This window comes from Flavivirga jejuensis, from assembly GCF_030540765.1.
Classification (GTDB): Bacteria; Bacteroidota; Bacteroidia; order Flavobacteriales; family Flavobacteriaceae; genus Flavivirga; species Flavivirga jejuensis.
Map to the genome: position 1 here is coordinate 296075 of NZ_JAUOEL010000002.1, position 18744 is coordinate 314818.

Sequence of the window (18744 nt, forward strand, 5' to 3'; positions counted from 1 at the left end):
TAATGCATTAAAAAACAAACATTTAACTCATTTAAATAAAACAGAAAAATAACTAAAATGAAAAATACAATATTAAGTTTAGGGTTGCTTTTAGGTTTCATAGGATGTTCAAAAAAAGCCCCTGTCGATTATGCAATATTAACAGGTAAAATTGAAAACCTTGATGCTAAAGAAATAATATTAGTAAAATCAGATCAATCTTTTAAAAAGGAAATTCCTGTAGTAAATGGGGTTTTCTCCGATACAATTAAGGCTAATCCAGGACTTTACTTACTTAGCGTTGGTGAACATACTAGAAAAGTATATTTAGACAACGGGAGTCATGTAAACCTTATAACAGACGCTAAAGATTTTAATAATTCTCTTAAGATTTCTGGTAAAGGTGCAGAGACCTCTAATTATATGCTTTATAAGAATAAAATGATTTCTGAACGGAAAGGAAAAGGCATGGATATTTACACGTTGGAAGAGCCTGACTTTAAAAGTAAATTTAAAGAAATACACCAAACCTTAGATGCTAAATTAGATACTTGTCAAGGCATTTCTTCAGAATTTAAAACTCTAGAAAAGCGTAACCTTAATTACGAATATTTAAATGAATTAGAGCGTTATGCTGGTGGTTATCATAGACAATGGGCTAAAAAAAGAGGTTATAAACCTTCCGAAGACTTTTTAGCAGAATTAGAAGGTGTGGATTTGGATAATGGAGTTGATTTCCAATTCTCTAGTGCCTATAAAGAGATGGTAAACCGTCATTACAACAAACAAATATATGCTTTGGGTAGAGCTGGTACTCTTGAATATGGTCTTCAAGCGGTTACAGTATATGCTACCATTCCCAATCAAACAATTAAGAATGAGCTTATTTTTAAAAAGGCAGAATACGATTTATATCAAACCAAAGATTTTGAAAAATTTTATGAGCTTTTTATAAATGCATCAACAAATGAAGAAAACAATGCTAAAATCACCAAAATTTATAATGAATTTAAAAAACTAAATAAAGGGCAACCTTCTCCTAAATTCACAAATTATGAAAAACATTCAGGTGGCACCATATCTTTAGACGACCTTAAAGGGAAATATATTTATATAGATGTTTGGGCCACTTGGTGTGTACCATGTATTAAAGAAATACCAGATTTAAAGCGTATAGAAAAAGCCTATCATGGTAAAAATATAAGCTTCTTGAGTATTTCTGTAGATAAATCCAAAGACCATGATAAGTGGAAAAAAATGGTGGTAGATAAAGACCTTGGAGGTATCCAAGTAATTGCAGATAATGGCTTTAAATCACAATTCATATCAGATTATATTATTAAATCTATTCCACGTTTTATATTGATAGATCCAAATGGTGCAATCGTTAACCAAAATGCACCAAAACCATCAGATCCTAAATTAATAAATTTATTTAATGAGTTAGGTATTTAAAATAATTTATGAACACTATTTAGAATTTAGCTTTTTAGGAATAGTGTTTGTTACATAATAAAAAGCCATTATAAATAATATTAAACACAATAGGTAATCAATAAAATGAAGCATAGAGCAAATATTTTCGTCATTATAAAAACTAGTATCCTTTTCATTTTTCTTTTTTTAAGTCAAGCGCATCTAAATGCACAGCATAAGAATAAAAAACTAGATGAGTTAGAGAGTCAAATTCAGAAAACATATAAAAAAGTATTAAAAAGTACAGTTGCTATAAATAATAATGCAACAGGTGTTTTAATTTCTGAGGATGGATATATTTTAACCGCAGCACACGTTGTTTTAGGTGTTAGAAAAGAACAGAGCAGTATTACTATGAATGATGGCTCTACATATAACGCTATCCATTTAGGGAAAGATGAAAAAGGAGATTATGCACTTATGAAAATAGTAGAGAAAGGGTCTTGGGAATATCTAGAGTTAGGATCATCTTCAGATTTAGGAAATGATGAAGCATGTTTAATGTTTGGGCATTCTAGTGGCCTTAAATCAGATAGACCAGCTTTGATGCGAATAGGTTTTTATAAGGGAACGAAGGCATTGGGATACTTACAAACAACTTGTATTATGATGCCTGGAGATTCGGGTGGCCCTTTGGTAGATTTAAATGGTAAAGTAATAGGTGTTTGTAGTCATATTGATCGCTCAATGGAAAAAAATTTTTATGCCCCTATTGATCCTGTAAAAGAAAATTGGACAAAGTTAATTAACGGAGAAATGTTTAATGAAAAAGCGCCAAGAGAACCTCAATTTCCTAAAGATAATGAAACTATCTCTGCGTCTAACATAAGTAAACCATTTTCCTTAGAAGGCGGTAAAACAGCTGTAATTAATAGTATTGCCAAATCGGCAAAAAACCTACACAAATCAGTTGTAAAGATAAAAAGTCTTGTAGATAACACCGAGATAGTAACGTACGGAACTATTATAAATTCCAAAGGCTATATTGTAGCGAAAGCCTCAGAGTTAAATAAAGAAGGTCTAAGCTGCGAGCAGTATAATGGAGTAATTAGTCCAGCAACCATAATAGGTATTGATGCTTCTAATGATTTGGCAGTACTTCAAATACAATCGAAAAATTTAGCAGCTATTAATATTCCTAAAAACATAGATACTAGTGTTGGAAAACTAATAGGATCAGCAAGTTTTAATGAAGATATAAAATACTCAGGAGTTATTAGTGCACCCGTAAGACAGATATTACCAGAACCTCCTTCGCATGGTTTTTTAGGAGCATCAGTTACATTTTCAAATAAAATTTTTGTACTTTATGACAATGGAGCCGCAAAGTTAGCAGGGTTAAAAAGAGGAGACATCATTATTAAATTTGATGATACAAAAATTGAAAACAGCAACGATCGTATTTCATTTTTAGAAACAACCCAAGTGAATCAAAAAGTAAAGGTTACCGTTTTAAGAGAAGGAAAAGAAGAAAAAGTACAAGTTACCTTGTTAAAAGAGAACGCAAAAAGAATAAGAAATAGACATATTGCGTATGATATTGATATTAGCGAGCGAAAGCATGATTTTGCACAAGCATTTACTCACGATATGCCAATAGAGGTTTATGAAAGTGGAACACCAGTAGTAGATATTAATGGAGATGTTATAGGGATAAATATAGCTAAAGAAAATAGAACGAGTTCTTTTGCAGTTCCAATAGATGTTGTTTTACAAACAGTAAAGGATATAAAATAATTTAATTAACAGATAGAGATTGTTGCTAGAGATCTTAAAAGCGATGAACTTGAAGCAAAAATTAAAGAACTACTTTCTGTAGAATAATATATAATATAAAAAATATAGCTATCGTTTTATTAATAGTATTATTGTTTTCATCTAACCAAAAACCCCATTAATAGTATAATGGGGTTTTTGAAGATAGAATAAGAAAGCTATTAATTCACATTTCTTACACATCTCACAAAATTATATACATAACGAACATCACCTTGGGGGCCAAAATTATCAGGAAAATCAGCAATGTTACCAGATTTTGGGTCGTTACGCTGTGCTCCTGCTCCATGAACATCCAATAGTGAATTGTTCATGACACCCTGAGCTTTTCCAAAACAGAAATAAACAGCATCGGTATAAGGGTTAGGTCCGTCTTGTAAAGGGGAACTTGTCCAATAATAACCATATTGTCCCGAATTACCATCTGTATCGATAATTGGCGTACATGAAAACAAGGGATCAATGGCAGGTGAAGAAGAGGTTGAAGGACTTCGCGTATAATCAACAATACTTTGTAACTCTTTTGCATTAGGCATTCTCCAGTCACTATAATTTCCAAGCGTAAGTGATTCTGCGTAGTCTAGTGCATTTTCCCAGTCGTATGTACTGCCATTATCAGCCTGTTGCCACATTAACCCTGTTGCATTATCTGTAATTGTTCCATCTCCATTATCTTTAAAGTTATTTTCACCATAAGATTCGTTACCTCTCACCATTCTAAAATACATTGTGTTAGGAGATCCGTCTGCTGGCTTGTATTTAGGATACCCTTTTAATCTACCATCAACAAAATTATAACCAAAAATGGCTTCATCTCCATTCATTATAAGCCCTACATAATGTGTTTTAGACCATGTTTGTCCATCTATTTCTCTTTCGCCTATAGAAGTGTTTCCAATGGGTTGTTCGAAATATGCTGTATCAATGAACATATCTACAGAATCATCACCAAAGCATCGCCCTGTAAAATAAGCTAATGAATAAAGCTCTTTTATTGTAGGTATCCTCCAGTCTGTATATTCACCTAAATTTATAGTTTCTACTAATGCCACAGCGTCATCATATGAAATTTTGTCCCCCATATCTTGTTGCCACATTAACCCTGTTACATTATCGGTTACTGTACCATCACCATTATCAGTATAGGAAGGTTGGTTTCCTGAGTAAGTAGCATCTTGGCCATAAAAAGCATCACCTATGTTTGGTTCTGTAATTATGGCATCATTATTATAAAACTCAGAAACATCTGTATCCACAATAGGATAAGGTAGATTGGTTACAACTTCTTCTTCTTGCACTTCACCATCAGCATCATTTTCACAAGAGAAAATTAAAAAAACAGCAACTAAACTTATTGAAATTTTTATACATTTAAAATCCATAATTTTTTTCTTTTATTTTTTAGGCTAAACACAGTTTAAAGGTCTTCAATAGATGCGTTTAATAAAAGTAGTATCAATGGAATCCATCATTCAATCAATGAAATTCTAATTGAAAAAATTATTGCTTATAAAGTTTTTAAAATCTTCTTGGTAGGTATCACTTACCACTATAAATTCTTTTCTGCTGTAAATGATCCTGTTGCGTTCTACGGTAACAATATGATTAAGGTTTACAATAAAAGAACGGTGAATACGCATGAAGTTTTCTTTAGGTAACACTTCCTCAATGTTTTTAAGTCGAAGCAATGTTTTTACGGGTTCACCATTTACCAAATTCAAACAGACGTATTCCTTTTGCGCTTCAATGTATTTTAGGTCATTAAAATTTATTCGGATATGCTGCTGACCTGATTTGATAAACAAAAAATCATCTTTCTTTTTTACCTCTGTATTAAGAAGTTTATCTTTATTTATAACATCTGCTGCTTTATTTGATGCCGATAAAAAATCTACGTATTCAATAGGTTTTAGTAAATAATCCACGGCATTAACTTTGTATCCTTCTATGGCATATTGGCTATAGGCTGTCGTAAAAATAATTTTAGGAGGATTTTCAAGCGTTTTAGCAAGTTCTATTCCACTTAAGTCGGACATATGAATATCTAGAAATAACAAATCAACGGGGTTTTCTTTCAGGAAGTCATTTATTTCTAATGCGTTTGTAAATTTCCCTTTAAGTTGAAGAAAGGATGTTTGGTCAATATAGGAAACAATCTGCCTAAGCGCCAGAGGTTCATCGTCTACAGCTATACATGTTATCATATTGGAATCTTTATAGTTGAACTAAATACATTTTCATTCTCTGTGCAGGTAAACACGTAGTTATCGTTATAAAGCAATTTAAGTCGCTTTTTAGTATTTTCTATCCCTATTCCAGAGTTTTTAGCTGTTTTAAACTTTGCATGTAAACTATTCTGAATGGTAAATTTGAGCTCGTTTTGATGAATCAATAAATTGATATAAACAAATGATTTATGCTCATAACTTATTCCATATTTAAAGGCATTTTCAAGAATATTTGTGAACAACAATGGTGGAATTAAAATATTGGGTGGGTTTTCGGGCAGCTCCAATTTAATAGTTACCTCTTCGCAAAAACGTAGTTTCATAAGTTCAACATAACTTTTTATGAATTTAATTTCTTTGGTTAACGGTATGGATTTTTCATTAGATTCATACAATAGATGGCGCATTAATATAGACAGTTTTGCAATGGAACGTTTGGCCTCTATAGTATCAAAATCAATTAATGAATGAATATTGTTTAATGTATTCATTAAAAAATGCGGACTCACTTGATTTCTTAAAAAAGCAAGCTCGTTTTTAATATTTTCTTTTTCTACTTCTGCTTTTTGTCGTTGCGTTTGTGCCCATTGTACCGAAAGTTTCATTCCAGTATCAAAACCAACCAATAGAATGGATAATAGAATCAAATTTACATAGGGAGGGTAAGTACCTATATGTGTTTGGCCTCCTGCCCCACCTTGTTGCACAACTGCTTTGTTAGCATCGGGAAATTGAAGTAGCGCCTGCCTATGTTGGGAAACTATTTTTTGGGGTACTAGTTGTTGACGTATTGTAATAGAACCCAACACTGTTAATGCGATGACTATAGTCACAGATACGATGTGAAGAAAATATCTTTTTTTAAATAAAAAAACACGAATTAAAATGAATCTGTTTGCACAAAAAACAATTAATAATGGCAAGTAATCTACCCATACATTAAATACAACATTCCAATGGATAGCAACGCTATTAATCCATTGAAAAAATGGAGGTAAAATAAATAACAGTATCCAAAATAATGAAATAAAAATAGACTCAAAAAACTTTGAACTTTGTTTATTTAAGAATTTTTCATTCATAATTTACATAGCTTTATTAGTCCACGTTTATTACGTGACAGGAAAACTCAATTATGGGAAGTCAGTCTGTAAGACGCATTCAAAATTGTAAGTTGAACCTGCCTTTGCCAGTCCAGAAGTTTAATACCTTTTATTTTTAAACCCAATTAACAGTAAAACAAAAGTGCTATTTCTATTATTAGTATTCAAGTATTATCAATAGAATTTTGGTTTCAGTCAACCAAAACCTGAAAAGTTGTAGTATTTTATCAGATAAAACAAACCACCTCGATGCAAGCATACAAGGTATTCAATAGGACATATTATTAACTATCTTTAGAGAATTAGACTAGGTTTTTTCTCAAGGTTCTTCAGGCACCAAAGAAGCATTTTTAAGATTCTCTTAATTTGTTCTATTACGAAATTGCGTAGCTGTTATTCCCGTATTACGCTTAAAAAACTGATTAAAATTAGCGACTTCATTAAAATTTAATGCATAAGCTATTTCAGCTACAGATTTATCCATTTGGTGTAAAAGTGTTTTTGCATACAACATCTTATAATCAATAATAATTTTCTGCGCACTCTTACCTGTTGCTTTTTTTACACATTCGGTGAGATATATAGGACTTATATTCATCTGCGAAGCATATTCGTTTACAGATAAAAAATGATTATTACCTGAAAGGATTAGCTGTTCAAATTTTGACATCATAGTATCAAACCTGTTGGTGGTAACCATACCTTTATTGTTTTGGGTAGAACGCTTTACCTTATAAAGTAAGATCATAAGTAAAGACCTAACTATCTCAAGATTATGTAACTCTGTACTTCTTGACTCTTGATATAATTCTTGAGCAATACTTAGTATACCCTTAAAATCATTTTCTGATAGTTGATAAAGGGGCATCGTATGAATTTTAAAAAAAGGAAATTCATTTTGGAGTCCATAAGATTGACTTAAACTGGTAAAAATGGAGGCGTTAAAATAAATAATATAACCGTAATCATCATTAGGCGGTACTTCACTATAGTTAATTATTTGAAAAGGGGAAACAATAGCCAAACTGTTTTTCATCTCCTTAAGGGTTTGATTACCAATTTGAATATTGATTGTACTCCGTTGCAAAATAGCTATCTCAAAGAAATCTCGCTTATGAGGTCCCCAAAACTTTTTATCAGGCTCAACAAACGCCATATGTTTAGCTATTCTTCTAATATAAAAACTATTAGAATAATCATTAGCAAATTCCGTACTGTTTAAAAAATAGGTATTTATATCCTTAAATACTTTCATACTATTAATTCTTGAGTAGCATGTCCAAAAATACAAAAACTTAAATAATAATCTTTTTTGCACAAATAGTAATTCAAATTTTTGTTTTTAACCCATATACCTTTGTATTCATAAAAGTGAATAAAATAGTAAATGAATAATCTGGTACATAAATCTCGTAGCATATTTCTTTTCTTAAAATCTAAGAAAGAAGCTGCTTCGCTTCAAATTAGCACCAATACAGAAGGCTATTCTCTTAAAGATGATTCTGTATTAAAACTACTTTTTGCTTTTGTAGGCCCTGCTGTTTTGGGACTTCTAATCAATGCACTTTACAATTTAGTAGATCGCATATTTGTTGGTCAATTTGTTGGTGCAAACGGATTGTCGGCAGTGACCATGGTTTTTCCTGTCACACTTTTTCAGTTTGGATTCATACTACTTTTTGGTAGTGGATCAGGTATTTTAATTGCTAAATATTTGGGTGAAGAAAGAACTGGCAAAGCAGAAGATGCACTTGGTAATGCTATTGCTGGGCTTTTAATAACGATAGTAATTTTTACTACCATGGGCTTATTCTTTTATAAACCTTTATTGGTTGCTTTTGGTGCTCAAGGAACACTTTTAAATTTATCTGTAGAGTATCTTGTAATTATCATTATGGGGTTTCCTCTTAGTTTTTTCCTCGCCTTAGAATTTACATGCCGTGCAGAAGGCAACCCTCGTTTTCCAGCAAAACTCATCCTATTATCATCCATAATCAATGTTTGTTTAGATTATGTGTTCATGAAAATATTTAATATGGGCATAAGTGGAGCTGCACTAGCAACAATAATTGCTCAATCTGTCAATGCCATACTTTTAATACGGTATTACTTAAGTGGTAAAAGCCTCGTGAAAATAGTATGGAAAAAAATCAAACTCAAAAAACATATTATACTACCCATTCTTTCTGTTGGTTTTGCTCCTTTTATTATGGACATTGCTATAAGCTTACAGAACGTATTCGCTAATAGCCTACTGCTTCAATCTGGAGGAACAGATGGAGTTGCAGCAATGGGGATCATTTTCGGGATTAACGTTTTTTTTATGATGACAGCACTTGGTACAGGCGACGGTATACAACCTGTGATAAGTTACAATTTTGGGGCAAAGCGATATGATCGCGCAGTAAAAACTTTGAAATACGCGTTAAAAATGGTATTTTTAATTGCTCTATCTGGAGTTGCGATTCTGGAATTATTCCCCACTTCAATGATTCGTGTTTTTATTGATGACAATGAAAACATCACAACTATCACTAAAATAGCGATACAAATATTCGCCATATCAATTCCTTTTTATATGGTACAAATAGTGATGACACGTTACTTTCAGGCGTTGCAAAAAAACAAAATTGCAACATTTTTGGCGCTACTGCGTCCCGTTTTGTTTGCCCCTATTGCACTCATATTAACTAAAATTTACGGCTTAATCGGTATATGGATAGCCTTTGTTATTAGTGATGGTTTAGCAGCTCTTATCTCATTCTTACTAGTTAAAAAATATTCAATCAAGAAATTAATAACACGCAATACAATTAACAGTAATAAACAATTACATATATGAAAATTAGAACAATTAACTTAGATATCTTGGGTGTTGGACTATTTATTGGTCTACTATCCATTTCTTGTAATACGAATAAAGCTCCTAATAGAATCGAAACTATTGCCGAATATAAGGTGTTAAAACTAGCTCCAGAGACGATAGAACTTTATGATGAATTCCCAGCAACTATTGAAGGCGTTGAGAATATTGAAATTAGACCTAAAATTGAAGGTTTTATAGAAAAAGTCCTAGTTGATGAAGGCGAATATGTAGAAAAGGGGCGTTTGCTCTTTGTATTAAATGCACCGCAGTACGAACAAGAGGTACGCAATACACAAGCTGCCATTAGTAGTGCGAAAGCAGAAGTAAGTTCTGCTCAGCTAGATGTGGAAAAGGCAAAACCCTTGGTAGAAAAAGAAATTATAAGCAGTTTTGAGCTTACCTCGGCGGAAAATACAGTAACAGCTAAAAAAGCAGCATTAGAGCAAGCACAAGCTAATTTGGCAAATGCTAAAACCAATTACAATTATACACGTATTACCGCCCCAGTTTCTGGTTTTATAGGAACACTACCATACAAATTAGGTAGTTTGGTAAGCAGTAGTACTGCAGATCCATTAACAACAGTATCTAATATTAAAAAAGTGTATGCCTATTTTTCTATTAATGAAAAAACGCATCTTGAATTCGCTCGAAAAAACCAAGGCACCAGTTCACAGGAACGTATGAACAACTCGCCCGAAGTTTCCCTTTTATTACCTGACTATACCTTGTTCAATCAAACAGGTAAAATACAGACTATAAGCGGACAGGTAGATGAAGAGACGGGTTCGTTTAATGTTCGTGCTGTTTTTGACAACCCAGATAATTTACTTAGAACTGGTAATAGTGCTACCATACGAATTCCCAGAACTATAGAAAATGCGTTGCAGATACCACAATCTGCTACCTATGAAATTCAAGGACATGTGTATACCTACGTAGTAGATAGTCTATCACAAGCAAAATCTACTAAAATAACAGTAACACCTTCTACTTCGGGTCAAGCATATATTGTAACCAATGGACTAAAAGCAAATGACGAGGTCATTATTGAAGGAGTCAATACACTGTCTAGCGGAAAAGAAATTAAGCCTGTTCCAGTGAATGCTATCGATGTAGAAGCTTTACAAGTTACTACTAAAAATACAACAAGCTCCAATTAACAAGAAACCATAGCGTTATGTTTAAAAAATTCATAAAAAGACCAGTGCTTTCCTCGGTAATTTCTATCATCATTTTGATTTTAGGAGTTATAGGAATCACAACCTTACCGATATCTCAATATCCAGATATTGCGCCACCAACAGTACAAGTTTCTGCTTCTTATGATGGAGCCAATGCGGAAGCCGTACTAAATAGTGTTATCGTTCCTCTTGAAGAAGCCATTAATGGTGTGAACGGAATGACCTATATGACGTCTACTGCCAGTAGTGGGGCTGCAAGTATTACGGTGTATTTTGAATTAGGCACCGACCCTGATATTGCTGCAGTAAATGTTCAAAACAGTGTTTCAAGTGCATCAAATTTATTGCCTTCTGAAGTAACACAATCTGGTGTAACTACAAAAAAGCAACAAAGTAGTAATGTACTTATTATTGGTATTTACAGTGAGAATGATGATTATGATGAAGAATTTATGCAGAATTATGCTAACATCAACATCATTCCTGTACTTAAAAGAATTAATGGAGTAGGAAGTGCAAATACTTTTGGAGCTAGAGATTATAGTATGCGTATTTGGCTAAAAGCCAATGTTATGGCAAATTATGGTTTGGTTCCTTCAGATATAAGTCTTGCACTTGCAGATCAAAACCTTGAAGCCGCACCTGGAGAATTAGGGCTGCAAGGCGATCAGGCATATCAATACACTTTAAAGTATAAAGGAAAATTACAAAACGCTTCTGAGTTTGAAGATATTATTGTAAAAACAACAGAAAGTGGTCGTATTTTACGATTAAAAGATATAGCAAGAGTACAGCTAGGTTCACAATCTTATAGCACTTCTACATTAGTGAATGGATACCCAGGAGTTGGTATTGCAATAGCACAATCTGCTGGTTCTAATGCTCAAGAAGTCGTTGAAAACGCCATAGCAACCTTGGAAGCAGCATCTGTTAATTTCCCAGAGGGAATTAAATATGTAGAAATGCTAAACGCCAATGATTTTTTGGATGCCTCAATTTCCAAAGTGATCTCCACACTTATAGAAGCGTTTCTATTAGTATTTCTCGTGGTTTTTATTTTTCTTCAAGATTGGCGCTCCACTTTAATTCCTGCAATTTCAGTGCCAGTAGCCATTGTAGGAACCTTCTTTTTCTTAAGCTTATTCGGCTTTACCATAAACTTATTAACGCTTTTCGCCTTAATGCTTGCTATTGGGATTGTGGTTGATGATGCCATTGTGGTGGTAGAAGCGGTTCATGCCAAACTGGATTCTGGATACAAATCAACGCGAAAAGCTAGTTTGGATGCCATGAGTGAAATTTCTGGAGCCATCATATCCATTACTTTAGTCATGTCGGCAGTATTTATACCCGTAACATTTATTAGCGGATCTTCGGGCGTATTCTATCAACAATTTGGAATAACACTTGCTATTGCTATTATTTTATCGGCTATAAACGCATTAACGTTAAGTCCTGCATTGTGTGCATTATTGTTAAAACCTCATGATGAAGCTCATACTAAAAAGGGATTTGTACAGCGTTTTTATGTAGCATTTAATACAGGTTTTGAGAAGACAACTTTAAAATATAAAAAATCGATTTCATTCCTTATCCGTAAAAAAGCAATTGCCATTGGTGTACTCTCTGTTTTTATTGGAATGTTCGTTTACCTAATGAATACAACAGCAACTGGTTTTGTACCAGACGAGGATCAAGGTGTTATTATGGCTAATATTAGCCTACCAGCTGCCGCATCTTTAGAAAGAACCGCTGAAGTTGTTGAACAAATACAAGAATTAGTGGAAGATATTCCAGAAGTAAGTGCAGTATTTACATCTACTGGTAGTGGTCTTATAAGTGGTTCTGGGTCTAATTATGCTACGGTTATACTAAAATTGAAAGATTGGGGAGAAAGATCAGGTGATGGACAAGACGCACAATCTATCATCAAACAATTATTTGGTAAAACGGCACAGATTAAAGATGCTAGTATCATCTTTTTTACTCCGCCTACCATATCGGGTTTTGGTATTAGTAATGGATTTCAATTGCAGCTACAAGATCAAAGTGGAGGAACAGTGGATGAACTATATAAAGTGAGTCAAGATTTTGTTTCAGCCCTAAGCAAAAGACCTGAAATACAATATGCCTCCACAACTTTAGATCCAACTTTCCCACAATACGAGGTAGAAGTCGATGTTGCTAAAACCAAACTGGCAGGCTTAGATGTTGAAGGTATTCTAAGTGTTATGCAAGGATATTTAAGTGGTGTGTACGCTTCCAGTTTTAACAAATTTGGAAAGCAGTACCGTGTAATATACCAAGCTGAAGCGAATTTTAGAGCGAATTTGGAAAGTTTAAATGCTATTAAAGTAAAAAACAGCAATGGTATTATGGCTCCTATAACAGAGTTCGTAACGCTTAAAAGAGTTTATGGAGCACAGAGTATAACGCGATTTAATCTATTTACATCAGCTAGTATAAATGGAGCTCCCAATGATGGTTATAGTTCTGGTGATGCTATTAACGCTATTAAAGAAGTTGCCACAGAAACATTACCAACAGGCTATGGTTACGAATACTCGGGCATGACTCGAGAAGAGATTTCAGCAGGTAGCCAAACTGTATATATTTTTATGCTGTGTTTTATTTTTATCTACTTTTTATTAAGTGCACAATATGAAAGCTTCATCCTACCATTTTCTGTTTTATTAGCTGTTCCCGCAGGGCTTTCAGGGGTGTTGATTTTTGCAAATTTATTTGGTATTAGCAATAACATTTATATACAAATCACACTAGTAATGCTCATTGGATTACTCGCCAAAAATGCCATTTTAATTGTAGAGTTTGCTATACAAAGAAGGCGTGAAGGCGAAACCATTGTACAGTCGGCAATAGACGGCGCCATTGCCAGGTTCAGACCTATTTTAATGACTTCATTCGCTTTTATTTTCGGATTATTACCATTGATGATTGCAACAGGTGCTGGCGCTACAGGAAATAGAGCTATTGGTACTGGGGCAATTGGTGGTATGCTCATAGGAACCATCTTGGGAGTCTTAGTTATTCCGGTTCTTTATATCATTTTCCAGACGCTTCAAGAGAAAATAGTGGGCATACCAAATGATGATTGGGGAGAAGATGAAGAATTACCATTGAATAAATAAAAAACTAGATATGAAATATAGAACTTTAAAATATATCATTCCCATTACATTGCCCCTGCTAATGCTGAATTCATGTGGTGTGATAAACAAAAGATATGTAACTCCAGATGCAAAATTTTCTGAGAGTTATAGAGATACTGTAGTGCAGGATACTACTTCTATGGCTACTTTACATTGGAAAGAAATAATTTCTGATAGTATCTTACAGGAATTAATCAAAGAAGGATTGCAAAACAATCTTGATTTGAAGACAGCCTTGGAAAACATAAATCAAGCCCAAGCTAGTTTGGTACAAGCTAAATTATCTTTTTTACCTAGTTTGGAAGGAAGCGCTCAAGTAAGTAAATCAAAAACGTCACAAGCATTATTGAATTCTGGTAGCGTAAATGGTACAAATATAAATACGACTTCATATCTGGGTCAGTTAAGTAGTAGTTGGGAGATTGATGTATGGGGTAAATTGCGCAGTAACAAACGATCTGTTTTAGCATCATTCTTAAAAACGGAAGCAGCAACGAGAGCTGTAGAAACACAACTGATTTCAGATATTGCTGTTGCATACTATAATTTGTTGGCACTTGATGCGCAATTGGAAATTACCAAGGAAACGCTTCAAAATCGAATAGGAGATCAAGAAACTATGAAACTTCTTAAAGAGTCTGCCATAGTAGATGGTGCTGCTGTTGTACAAAGCGAGTCAAGTAGATACGAAATAGAAGCTAGTATACCAGATATTGAATTAAGTATTTTACAAGAAGAGAATGCACTTTCTATTTTGTTAGGTAGGGTTCCTGGTGCTATAGAAAGATCATCGCTAGAGAAACAAACAGCCTATGCCGATTTAAAAATTGGTCTTCCAGCTTCTCTTCTAAGAAACCGGCCAGATATTCAGGAAGCGGAAATGGCTTTTAGAACTGCTTTTGAGGATGTAAATTTGGCAAAAACCTATTTCTATCCGTCACTTACAATTACAGCTAATGGAGGTCTTTCATCTTTATCATTAACCAATTTTTTTGATAATTCTGTATTCTATAATTTAGTTGGTGGTCTCACCCAACCCATTTTTGCAAATGGAGAAAATAAAGCCCGATTAAAAATTAATAAATCATTACAACAACAAGCTTTTTATAATTATAAAGCAACTTGGTTAGATGCTGGCGGAGAAATTTCGAATGCACTTTTCCTTTACAAGAAAGCTAAAGAAAAACAGGAAGCAAGAGCGTATCAAATTTCGGCTTTAGAAAAATCAGTTGAATTTACCGAAACGCTTCTGGAATATTCCTCTACCACCAATTATACTGATGTGCTTACCACTAAGAACAATCTATTATCTGCACAATTGAATGGTGTTAGTGACAAGCAACAGGAATTGCAGGCCGTGGTTCAACTTTACCGTGCTCTTGGAGGAGGATGGTTAAATTAGCTATAGATAAACACATGCCTTGACCAGCTTAGTTAAGGCATATCTAGCTAGAAGAAAACCTATCAATAATATGCTAACCCCAATACAAATGCATCAACAAAATACTTTAAAAACCTAAACGATATAAAGCTAAAAAACCTAAACAATAAAGTTATTGTTCAGGTTTAATTATTTATTTTTAACCCTTTAATAATCTGTATCGATTATTTAGGGCTTGACAATTTAATATGTTACTAAAAAAGTAAGTTATAATGCTTTTACTTTTTTACAATTCTTAACGTTTTAGAACTAGATTGAGTTTTAACCTGTGCAAGGTAAACACCTGTCGCTAAATCACTAATATCGTAATTCTCTTCTGTATTAAATGTTTTTAATAAACGTCCTGTGATATTATATAATTTTACATTTTCAATGTTTTTATTAGAATTTAATTGAAAACTGTTTGTTACAGGGTTAGGATAAGCAGAAATTGTTGCTACTTGAGTGTCAATATCATTTGTAGATAAAAACGAGTCTCCTTTAACTTCGACACTGTAAAATCTAAGACGGGTAACAGAAGCACCATTCGTAAGAAATTCATTAACGGTAATTGTAACATCAGTTTCTGTTGTTGATAAAGGAATAACTGTAGTATAATCAAAATATTTATCAACATTGGCAACATCACCATCAGTTCCTGAATCATCATTAAAAGTAAAAGCGAAATCAGCTTGCCCTGCTACAGAAATCACTCCACTTCCAATACTAGCAGCACCTTTTCTATATCTAAATGTTAAGGTTGCATTTACGTTATTAGCATCTGTTTTTATTTTAAAACTCTCACTAATAGTACTTGGGTTTGTTACTTCCTCACCATAACCAAAAAACTGCCCTCCTTGACTAAAATCAGAACCTGAAAGCGCATAAACCATAGCGGTATTACCAAATGAAAAGGTTTCGCTGTCTGTTGCAGTACCAGTAAAAGTCAATGTGTTTGATTGCGCTGAAGCAATAAAAATTGCTGCTAAAAATGCAAATGTAAAAAGTAATTGGTTTTTCATAATTTAAAAGTTTAGATTTAATAACTATTACAAAATTATCTAAGTTTACTAGTTTGAAATTGCTTAAATCGATCAATGATTTGCTCTTTTCTGTTTTATAACACATAAAACATTTGTTTATAATGATTTATGTTTTTTTTCACTGAGAACCATAACTGTATTTTACCTCTCCCAGAACTGCCTTTTTTGGCAGTTCTGACCTCTCCAAAGGAGAGGTGACATCGGAAACCCCGATGCGGAGCGTCGAGGAATTCTTTAGATTAAAATTACATTTATTTTCTTACAAAACAAGTTATATTTTACTTTTTAACAAAACGAATATTCTTATTTTTATCGTTTTCAAATGTAAGTTTAACAATAAAAACACCACTTTTTAGATTAGATATATCGTATTGGTTTTGGTTTTTAGAAAACGACATAATTTCTTTACCTAGTATATTAAAGACGGTCGCAGATTTTATTTTTTTAGATAAGCTAAATGTATTATTTACGGGGTTAGGGTATAAAGTAATAGTTTCATAAAAACCATCTGAAGTATCATCTAAAGATAATATGGTTTCATCTTTCCAATTATAAATGGTTTCTTTGGTTTCAATATTTACCCAGAGATCTAAATTTTCAAAAGAACGCTCGTATACATAGCCGTTTTTAGTTGGGTCACCTAAAGGTTCTCCTAAAAAGTAATGAAATTCATCTATAAAACTTGTATTCCATAAATCAGAACTAGAACTTGCTGCATTTACACCTGTAGTATAGCTAAAATAAGCATGCTCCTCTACAATTATTAAAAAAACAGCCAAAGGAAATTTTACATGTTCTTTTGCATAGGCTAATAACTCATCATTATCTGTTGGTTCTTCTTCTTCCGTACTATAGCTTGGGTTGGTTTGTAAATTAATCATTTTACCTTTATGTAGTGCTTCTCTCATTAATTGAATAGACAAAGCAATTGCATTGGCGTCTGATTGATTTTTACTTGGAAAATCCCAGCGTTCTAAATAAGAACCATCCATAATTTCCATAAGTGCTCTAACACCACCCGAACGTTCATTTCTTAGCGTGTTTCCAACAAGTAATTTGTTAGACGGTAATTTATCATTTAAATCACTCAACATGCTAACGTAATTATTTATTGGATTTCCGTTTACATCATATAAATCTCCATTGTTATCTGGGTTTATAATTTTATCTACAAAAACACCATCTATAACGTCCAAATTAGCCATATCTACACAAGTATCAATCCACCAATTCCTCATGTCTTCTATATCATGATTGTACCAATAATATAAATCTTTAAAAAGATAAATTTCGCCATTTTCATAAGTGCTCCAATTAGTAGCATTGGTATTATATTCTATATTAGCTTCGTAATTAAAGTAATTTATGTATGTGTTGTAATAAAATAAGGTTGTTAAATTAGGGTTTAAGGCTTTAATTCTAGTTGCTGCATTTTCTATACCATCTTCAATATATTCAAAACCTTGTTGGTTGGCTTTTTCTAACATGACTAATTGATAATTGTTTGCAATACTTGTAACATCATCTTCTGAAAAAGCATTTTTATTTCTTACAGCTACCCACCGTGGAATTTTATTCCATGAGAATTTTGGTAATGTTGTCTTGGGTTCTGTTTGTACTGGATAATCATGGTATAATGAGGGACCTTTCTCAAAGGTAGAATAATCGGTGACATCCCATATAGTGTCATTAGGTCCTTTTATTTCAATATAGAATGTTAATGATGAAATTGCAAAATCACGTGTTATAGTAGTAGGACTCCCCGCCCCTGTTACAGAAAACGAACTATCTGTACTTAAAGGAGAAATACTTTGATTATAATCCATCTCGAAAGACTTTAAATTATTACCAAAACCAAAAATCATAGTATGGTCTCGACCACCGTTTGGCTCAATTAAGTTAACAACAGAAAAGCCTATGCTATGGGTAAAATCTAAGTTAATTCCGTTAACAGTTAAATTTTCAATGTTATAAACTAATGATTCGCCTGCATCAATATCAAAATCCCCAGAAACTCCCCAGGTATTACCAATTAATGTTATGTCTGATTGAGTTCCGTAATCTGTAACAGAAGACATATTGGGTTCTGTGTTGTAATTGTATGTTGCTCCTACGTATCCTTTTATCCTTAAGTTAAATGAAACCTGATCATTAATACCATTATTATCAAAATCATCTCCTATATATGCAATAGAATATACTAAATCGTCACCATTTGAAGATTGAGAACAAGTGATATTACCAGATGAATAATTTTGATTTACAAATCCATTATTAATTGAAATATCTTCATCAACTTGGTCTAAACCTCCTGCATTAGGATTTAATACAACCCATAAATTAGAAGTTTGAGCATAAGAATATTGATTTAAGAGAAACAATAAATTAATAAAAACTAATTTTAAACAACTAAGTAGTTTTTGTTTCATGGTTGGTTGTTTTCAGAAGATGAAGAGTTTAATAAAGATTTATAATATTTTCAATACTATTTTATCATTC

12 protein-coding genes are annotated in these 18744 nt (G+C 32.9%); 6 read left to right on the forward strand and 6 right to left on the reverse strand.

Annotation, left to right across the window (positions count from 1 at the left end; genetic code table 11):
* The first annotated feature begins 57 nt into the window (after positions 1–57).
* Together Q4Q40_RS06315 and Q4Q40_RS06320 are read left to right on the forward strand one after the other, a co-directional pair.
* A complete protein-coding gene (locus tag Q4Q40_RS06315) occupies positions 58–1434 on the forward strand; it encodes a redoxin domain-containing protein (RefSeq protein WP_303300940.1) in 1377 nt (458 codons plus the stop codon).
* A gap of 105 nt (positions 1435–1539) precedes the next feature.
* Positions 1540–3192: a S1C family serine protease gene (locus Q4Q40_RS06320; protein ID WP_303300941.1), complete on the forward strand. Its 1653-nt coding sequence runs from the start codon at positions 1540–1542 to the stop codon at positions 3190–3192.
* Positions 3193–3392: 200 nt separating this feature from the next.
* On the opposite strand, the gene Q4Q40_RS06325 is transcribed toward Q4Q40_RS06320, so the two are convergent.
* The 4 genes from Q4Q40_RS06325 to Q4Q40_RS06340 all read right to left on the reverse strand — a co-directional run bounded on the left by Q4Q40_RS06325 (position 3393) and on the right by Q4Q40_RS06340 (position 7817).
* A complete protein-coding gene (locus Q4Q40_RS06325; protein WP_303300942.1) occupies positions 3393–4613 on the reverse strand; it encodes an Lcl C-terminal domain-containing protein in 1221 nt (406 codons plus the stop codon).
* 105 nt (positions 4614–4718) lie between these two features.
* Positions 4719–5435: a LytR/AlgR family response regulator transcription factor gene (locus Q4Q40_RS06330; RefSeq protein ID WP_303300943.1), complete on the reverse strand. Its 717-nt coding sequence runs from the start codon at positions 5433–5435 to the stop codon at positions 4719–4721.
* Positions 5432–6541, reverse strand: a complete 1110-nt coding sequence (locus Q4Q40_RS06335) for a sensor histidine kinase (RefSeq protein WP_303300944.1) — start codon at positions 6539–6541, stop codon at positions 5432–5434. Before Q4Q40_RS06335 ends, Q4Q40_RS06330 begins: the two co-directional genes overlap by 4 nt.
* Before the next feature lie 382 nt (positions 6542–6923).
* On the reverse strand, positions 6924–7817 hold the full coding sequence (locus Q4Q40_RS06340) for an AraC family transcriptional regulator (protein ID WP_303300945.1): 894 nt from the start codon (positions 7815–7817) through the stop codon (positions 6924–6926).
* Positions 7818–7949: 132 nt separating this feature from the next.
* On the opposite strand from Q4Q40_RS06340, the gene Q4Q40_RS06345 reads away from it, so the two are divergent.
* Genes Q4Q40_RS06345 through Q4Q40_RS06360 form a run of 4 tightly spaced genes read left to right on the forward strand, consistent with a single transcriptional unit; the run spans position 7950 to position 15184 of the window.
* On the forward strand, positions 7950–9404 hold the full coding sequence (locus Q4Q40_RS06345; RefSeq protein ID WP_303300946.1) for an MATE family efflux transporter: 1455 nt from the start codon (positions 7950–7952) through the stop codon (positions 9402–9404).
* Positions 9401–10591 (forward strand): efflux RND transporter periplasmic adaptor subunit, encoded by a 1191-nt coding sequence (locus Q4Q40_RS06350; RefSeq protein ID WP_303300947.1) that lies wholly within the window; start codon positions 9401–9403, stop codon positions 10589–10591. The genes Q4Q40_RS06345 and Q4Q40_RS06350 overlap by 4 nt, the downstream gene beginning before the upstream one ends.
* A gap of 17 nt (positions 10592–10608) precedes the next feature.
* Positions 10609–13761, forward strand: coding sequence for an efflux RND transporter permease subunit (locus Q4Q40_RS06355; RefSeq protein ID WP_303300948.1), 3153 nt, complete (start codon positions 10609–10611; stop codon positions 13759–13761).
* Between the two features lie 10 nt (positions 13762–13771).
* Positions 13772–15184: an efflux transporter outer membrane subunit gene (locus tag Q4Q40_RS06360; RefSeq protein ID WP_303300949.1), complete on the forward strand. Its 1413-nt coding sequence runs from the start codon at positions 13772–13774 to the stop codon at positions 15182–15184.
* Positions 15185–15441: 257 nt separating this feature from the next.
* Here the strand turns inward: Q4Q40_RS06360 and Q4Q40_RS06365 are convergent, their stop codons facing one another.
* Positions 15442–16224, reverse strand: coding sequence for a T9SS type A sorting domain-containing protein (locus tag Q4Q40_RS06365; protein WP_303300950.1), 783 nt, complete (start codon positions 16222–16224; stop codon positions 15442–15444).
* 299 nt (positions 16225–16523) lie between these two features.
* A complete protein-coding gene (locus Q4Q40_RS06370) occupies positions 16524–18674 on the reverse strand; it encodes a putative glycoside hydrolase (protein WP_303300951.1) in 2151 nt (716 codons plus the stop codon).
* Between the last annotated feature and the right edge of the window lie 70 nt (positions 18675–18744).

Excerpts from the sequence above, each read along its gene's own strand:
- Q4Q40_RS06315 (WP_303300940.1), top strand. The coding sequence starts at position 58 with ATGAAAAATACAATATTAAGTTTAGGGTTGCTTTTAGGTTTCATAGGA.
- Q4Q40_RS06320 (WP_303300941.1), top strand. The coding sequence starts at position 1,540 with ATGAAGCATAGAGCAAATATTTTCGTCATTATAAAAACTAGTATCCTT.
- Q4Q40_RS06325 (WP_303300942.1), bottom strand. The coding sequence starts at position 4,613 with ATGGATTTTAAATGTATAAAAATTTCAATAAGTTTAGTTGCTGTTTTT.
- Q4Q40_RS06330 (WP_303300943.1), bottom strand. The coding sequence starts at position 5,435 with ATGATAACATGTATAGCTGTAGACGATGAACCTCTGGCGCTTAGGCAG.
- Q4Q40_RS06335 (WP_303300944.1), bottom strand. The coding sequence starts at position 6,541 with ATGAATGAAAAATTCTTAAATAAACAAAGTTCAAAGTTTTTTGAGTCT.
- Q4Q40_RS06340 (WP_303300945.1), bottom strand. The coding sequence starts at position 7,817 with ATGAAAGTATTTAAGGATATAAATACCTATTTTTTAAACAGTACGGAA.
- Q4Q40_RS06345 (WP_303300946.1), top strand. The coding sequence starts at position 7,950 with ATGAATAATCTGGTACATAAATCTCGTAGCATATTTCTTTTCTTAAAA.
- Q4Q40_RS06350 (WP_303300947.1), top strand. The coding sequence starts at position 9,401 with ATGAAAATTAGAACAATTAACTTAGATATCTTGGGTGTTGGACTATTT.
- Q4Q40_RS06355 (WP_303300948.1), top strand. The coding sequence starts at position 10,609 with ATGTTTAAAAAATTCATAAAAAGACCAGTGCTTTCCTCGGTAATTTCT.
- Q4Q40_RS06360 (WP_303300949.1), top strand. The coding sequence starts at position 13,772 with ATGAAATATAGAACTTTAAAATATATCATTCCCATTACATTGCCCCTG.
- Q4Q40_RS06365 (WP_303300950.1), bottom strand. The coding sequence starts at position 16,224 with ATGAAAAACCAATTACTTTTTACATTTGCATTTTTAGCAGCAATTTTT.
- Q4Q40_RS06370 (WP_303300951.1), bottom strand. The coding sequence starts at position 18,674 with ATGAAACAAAAACTACTTAGTTGTTTAAAATTAGTTTTTATTAATTTA.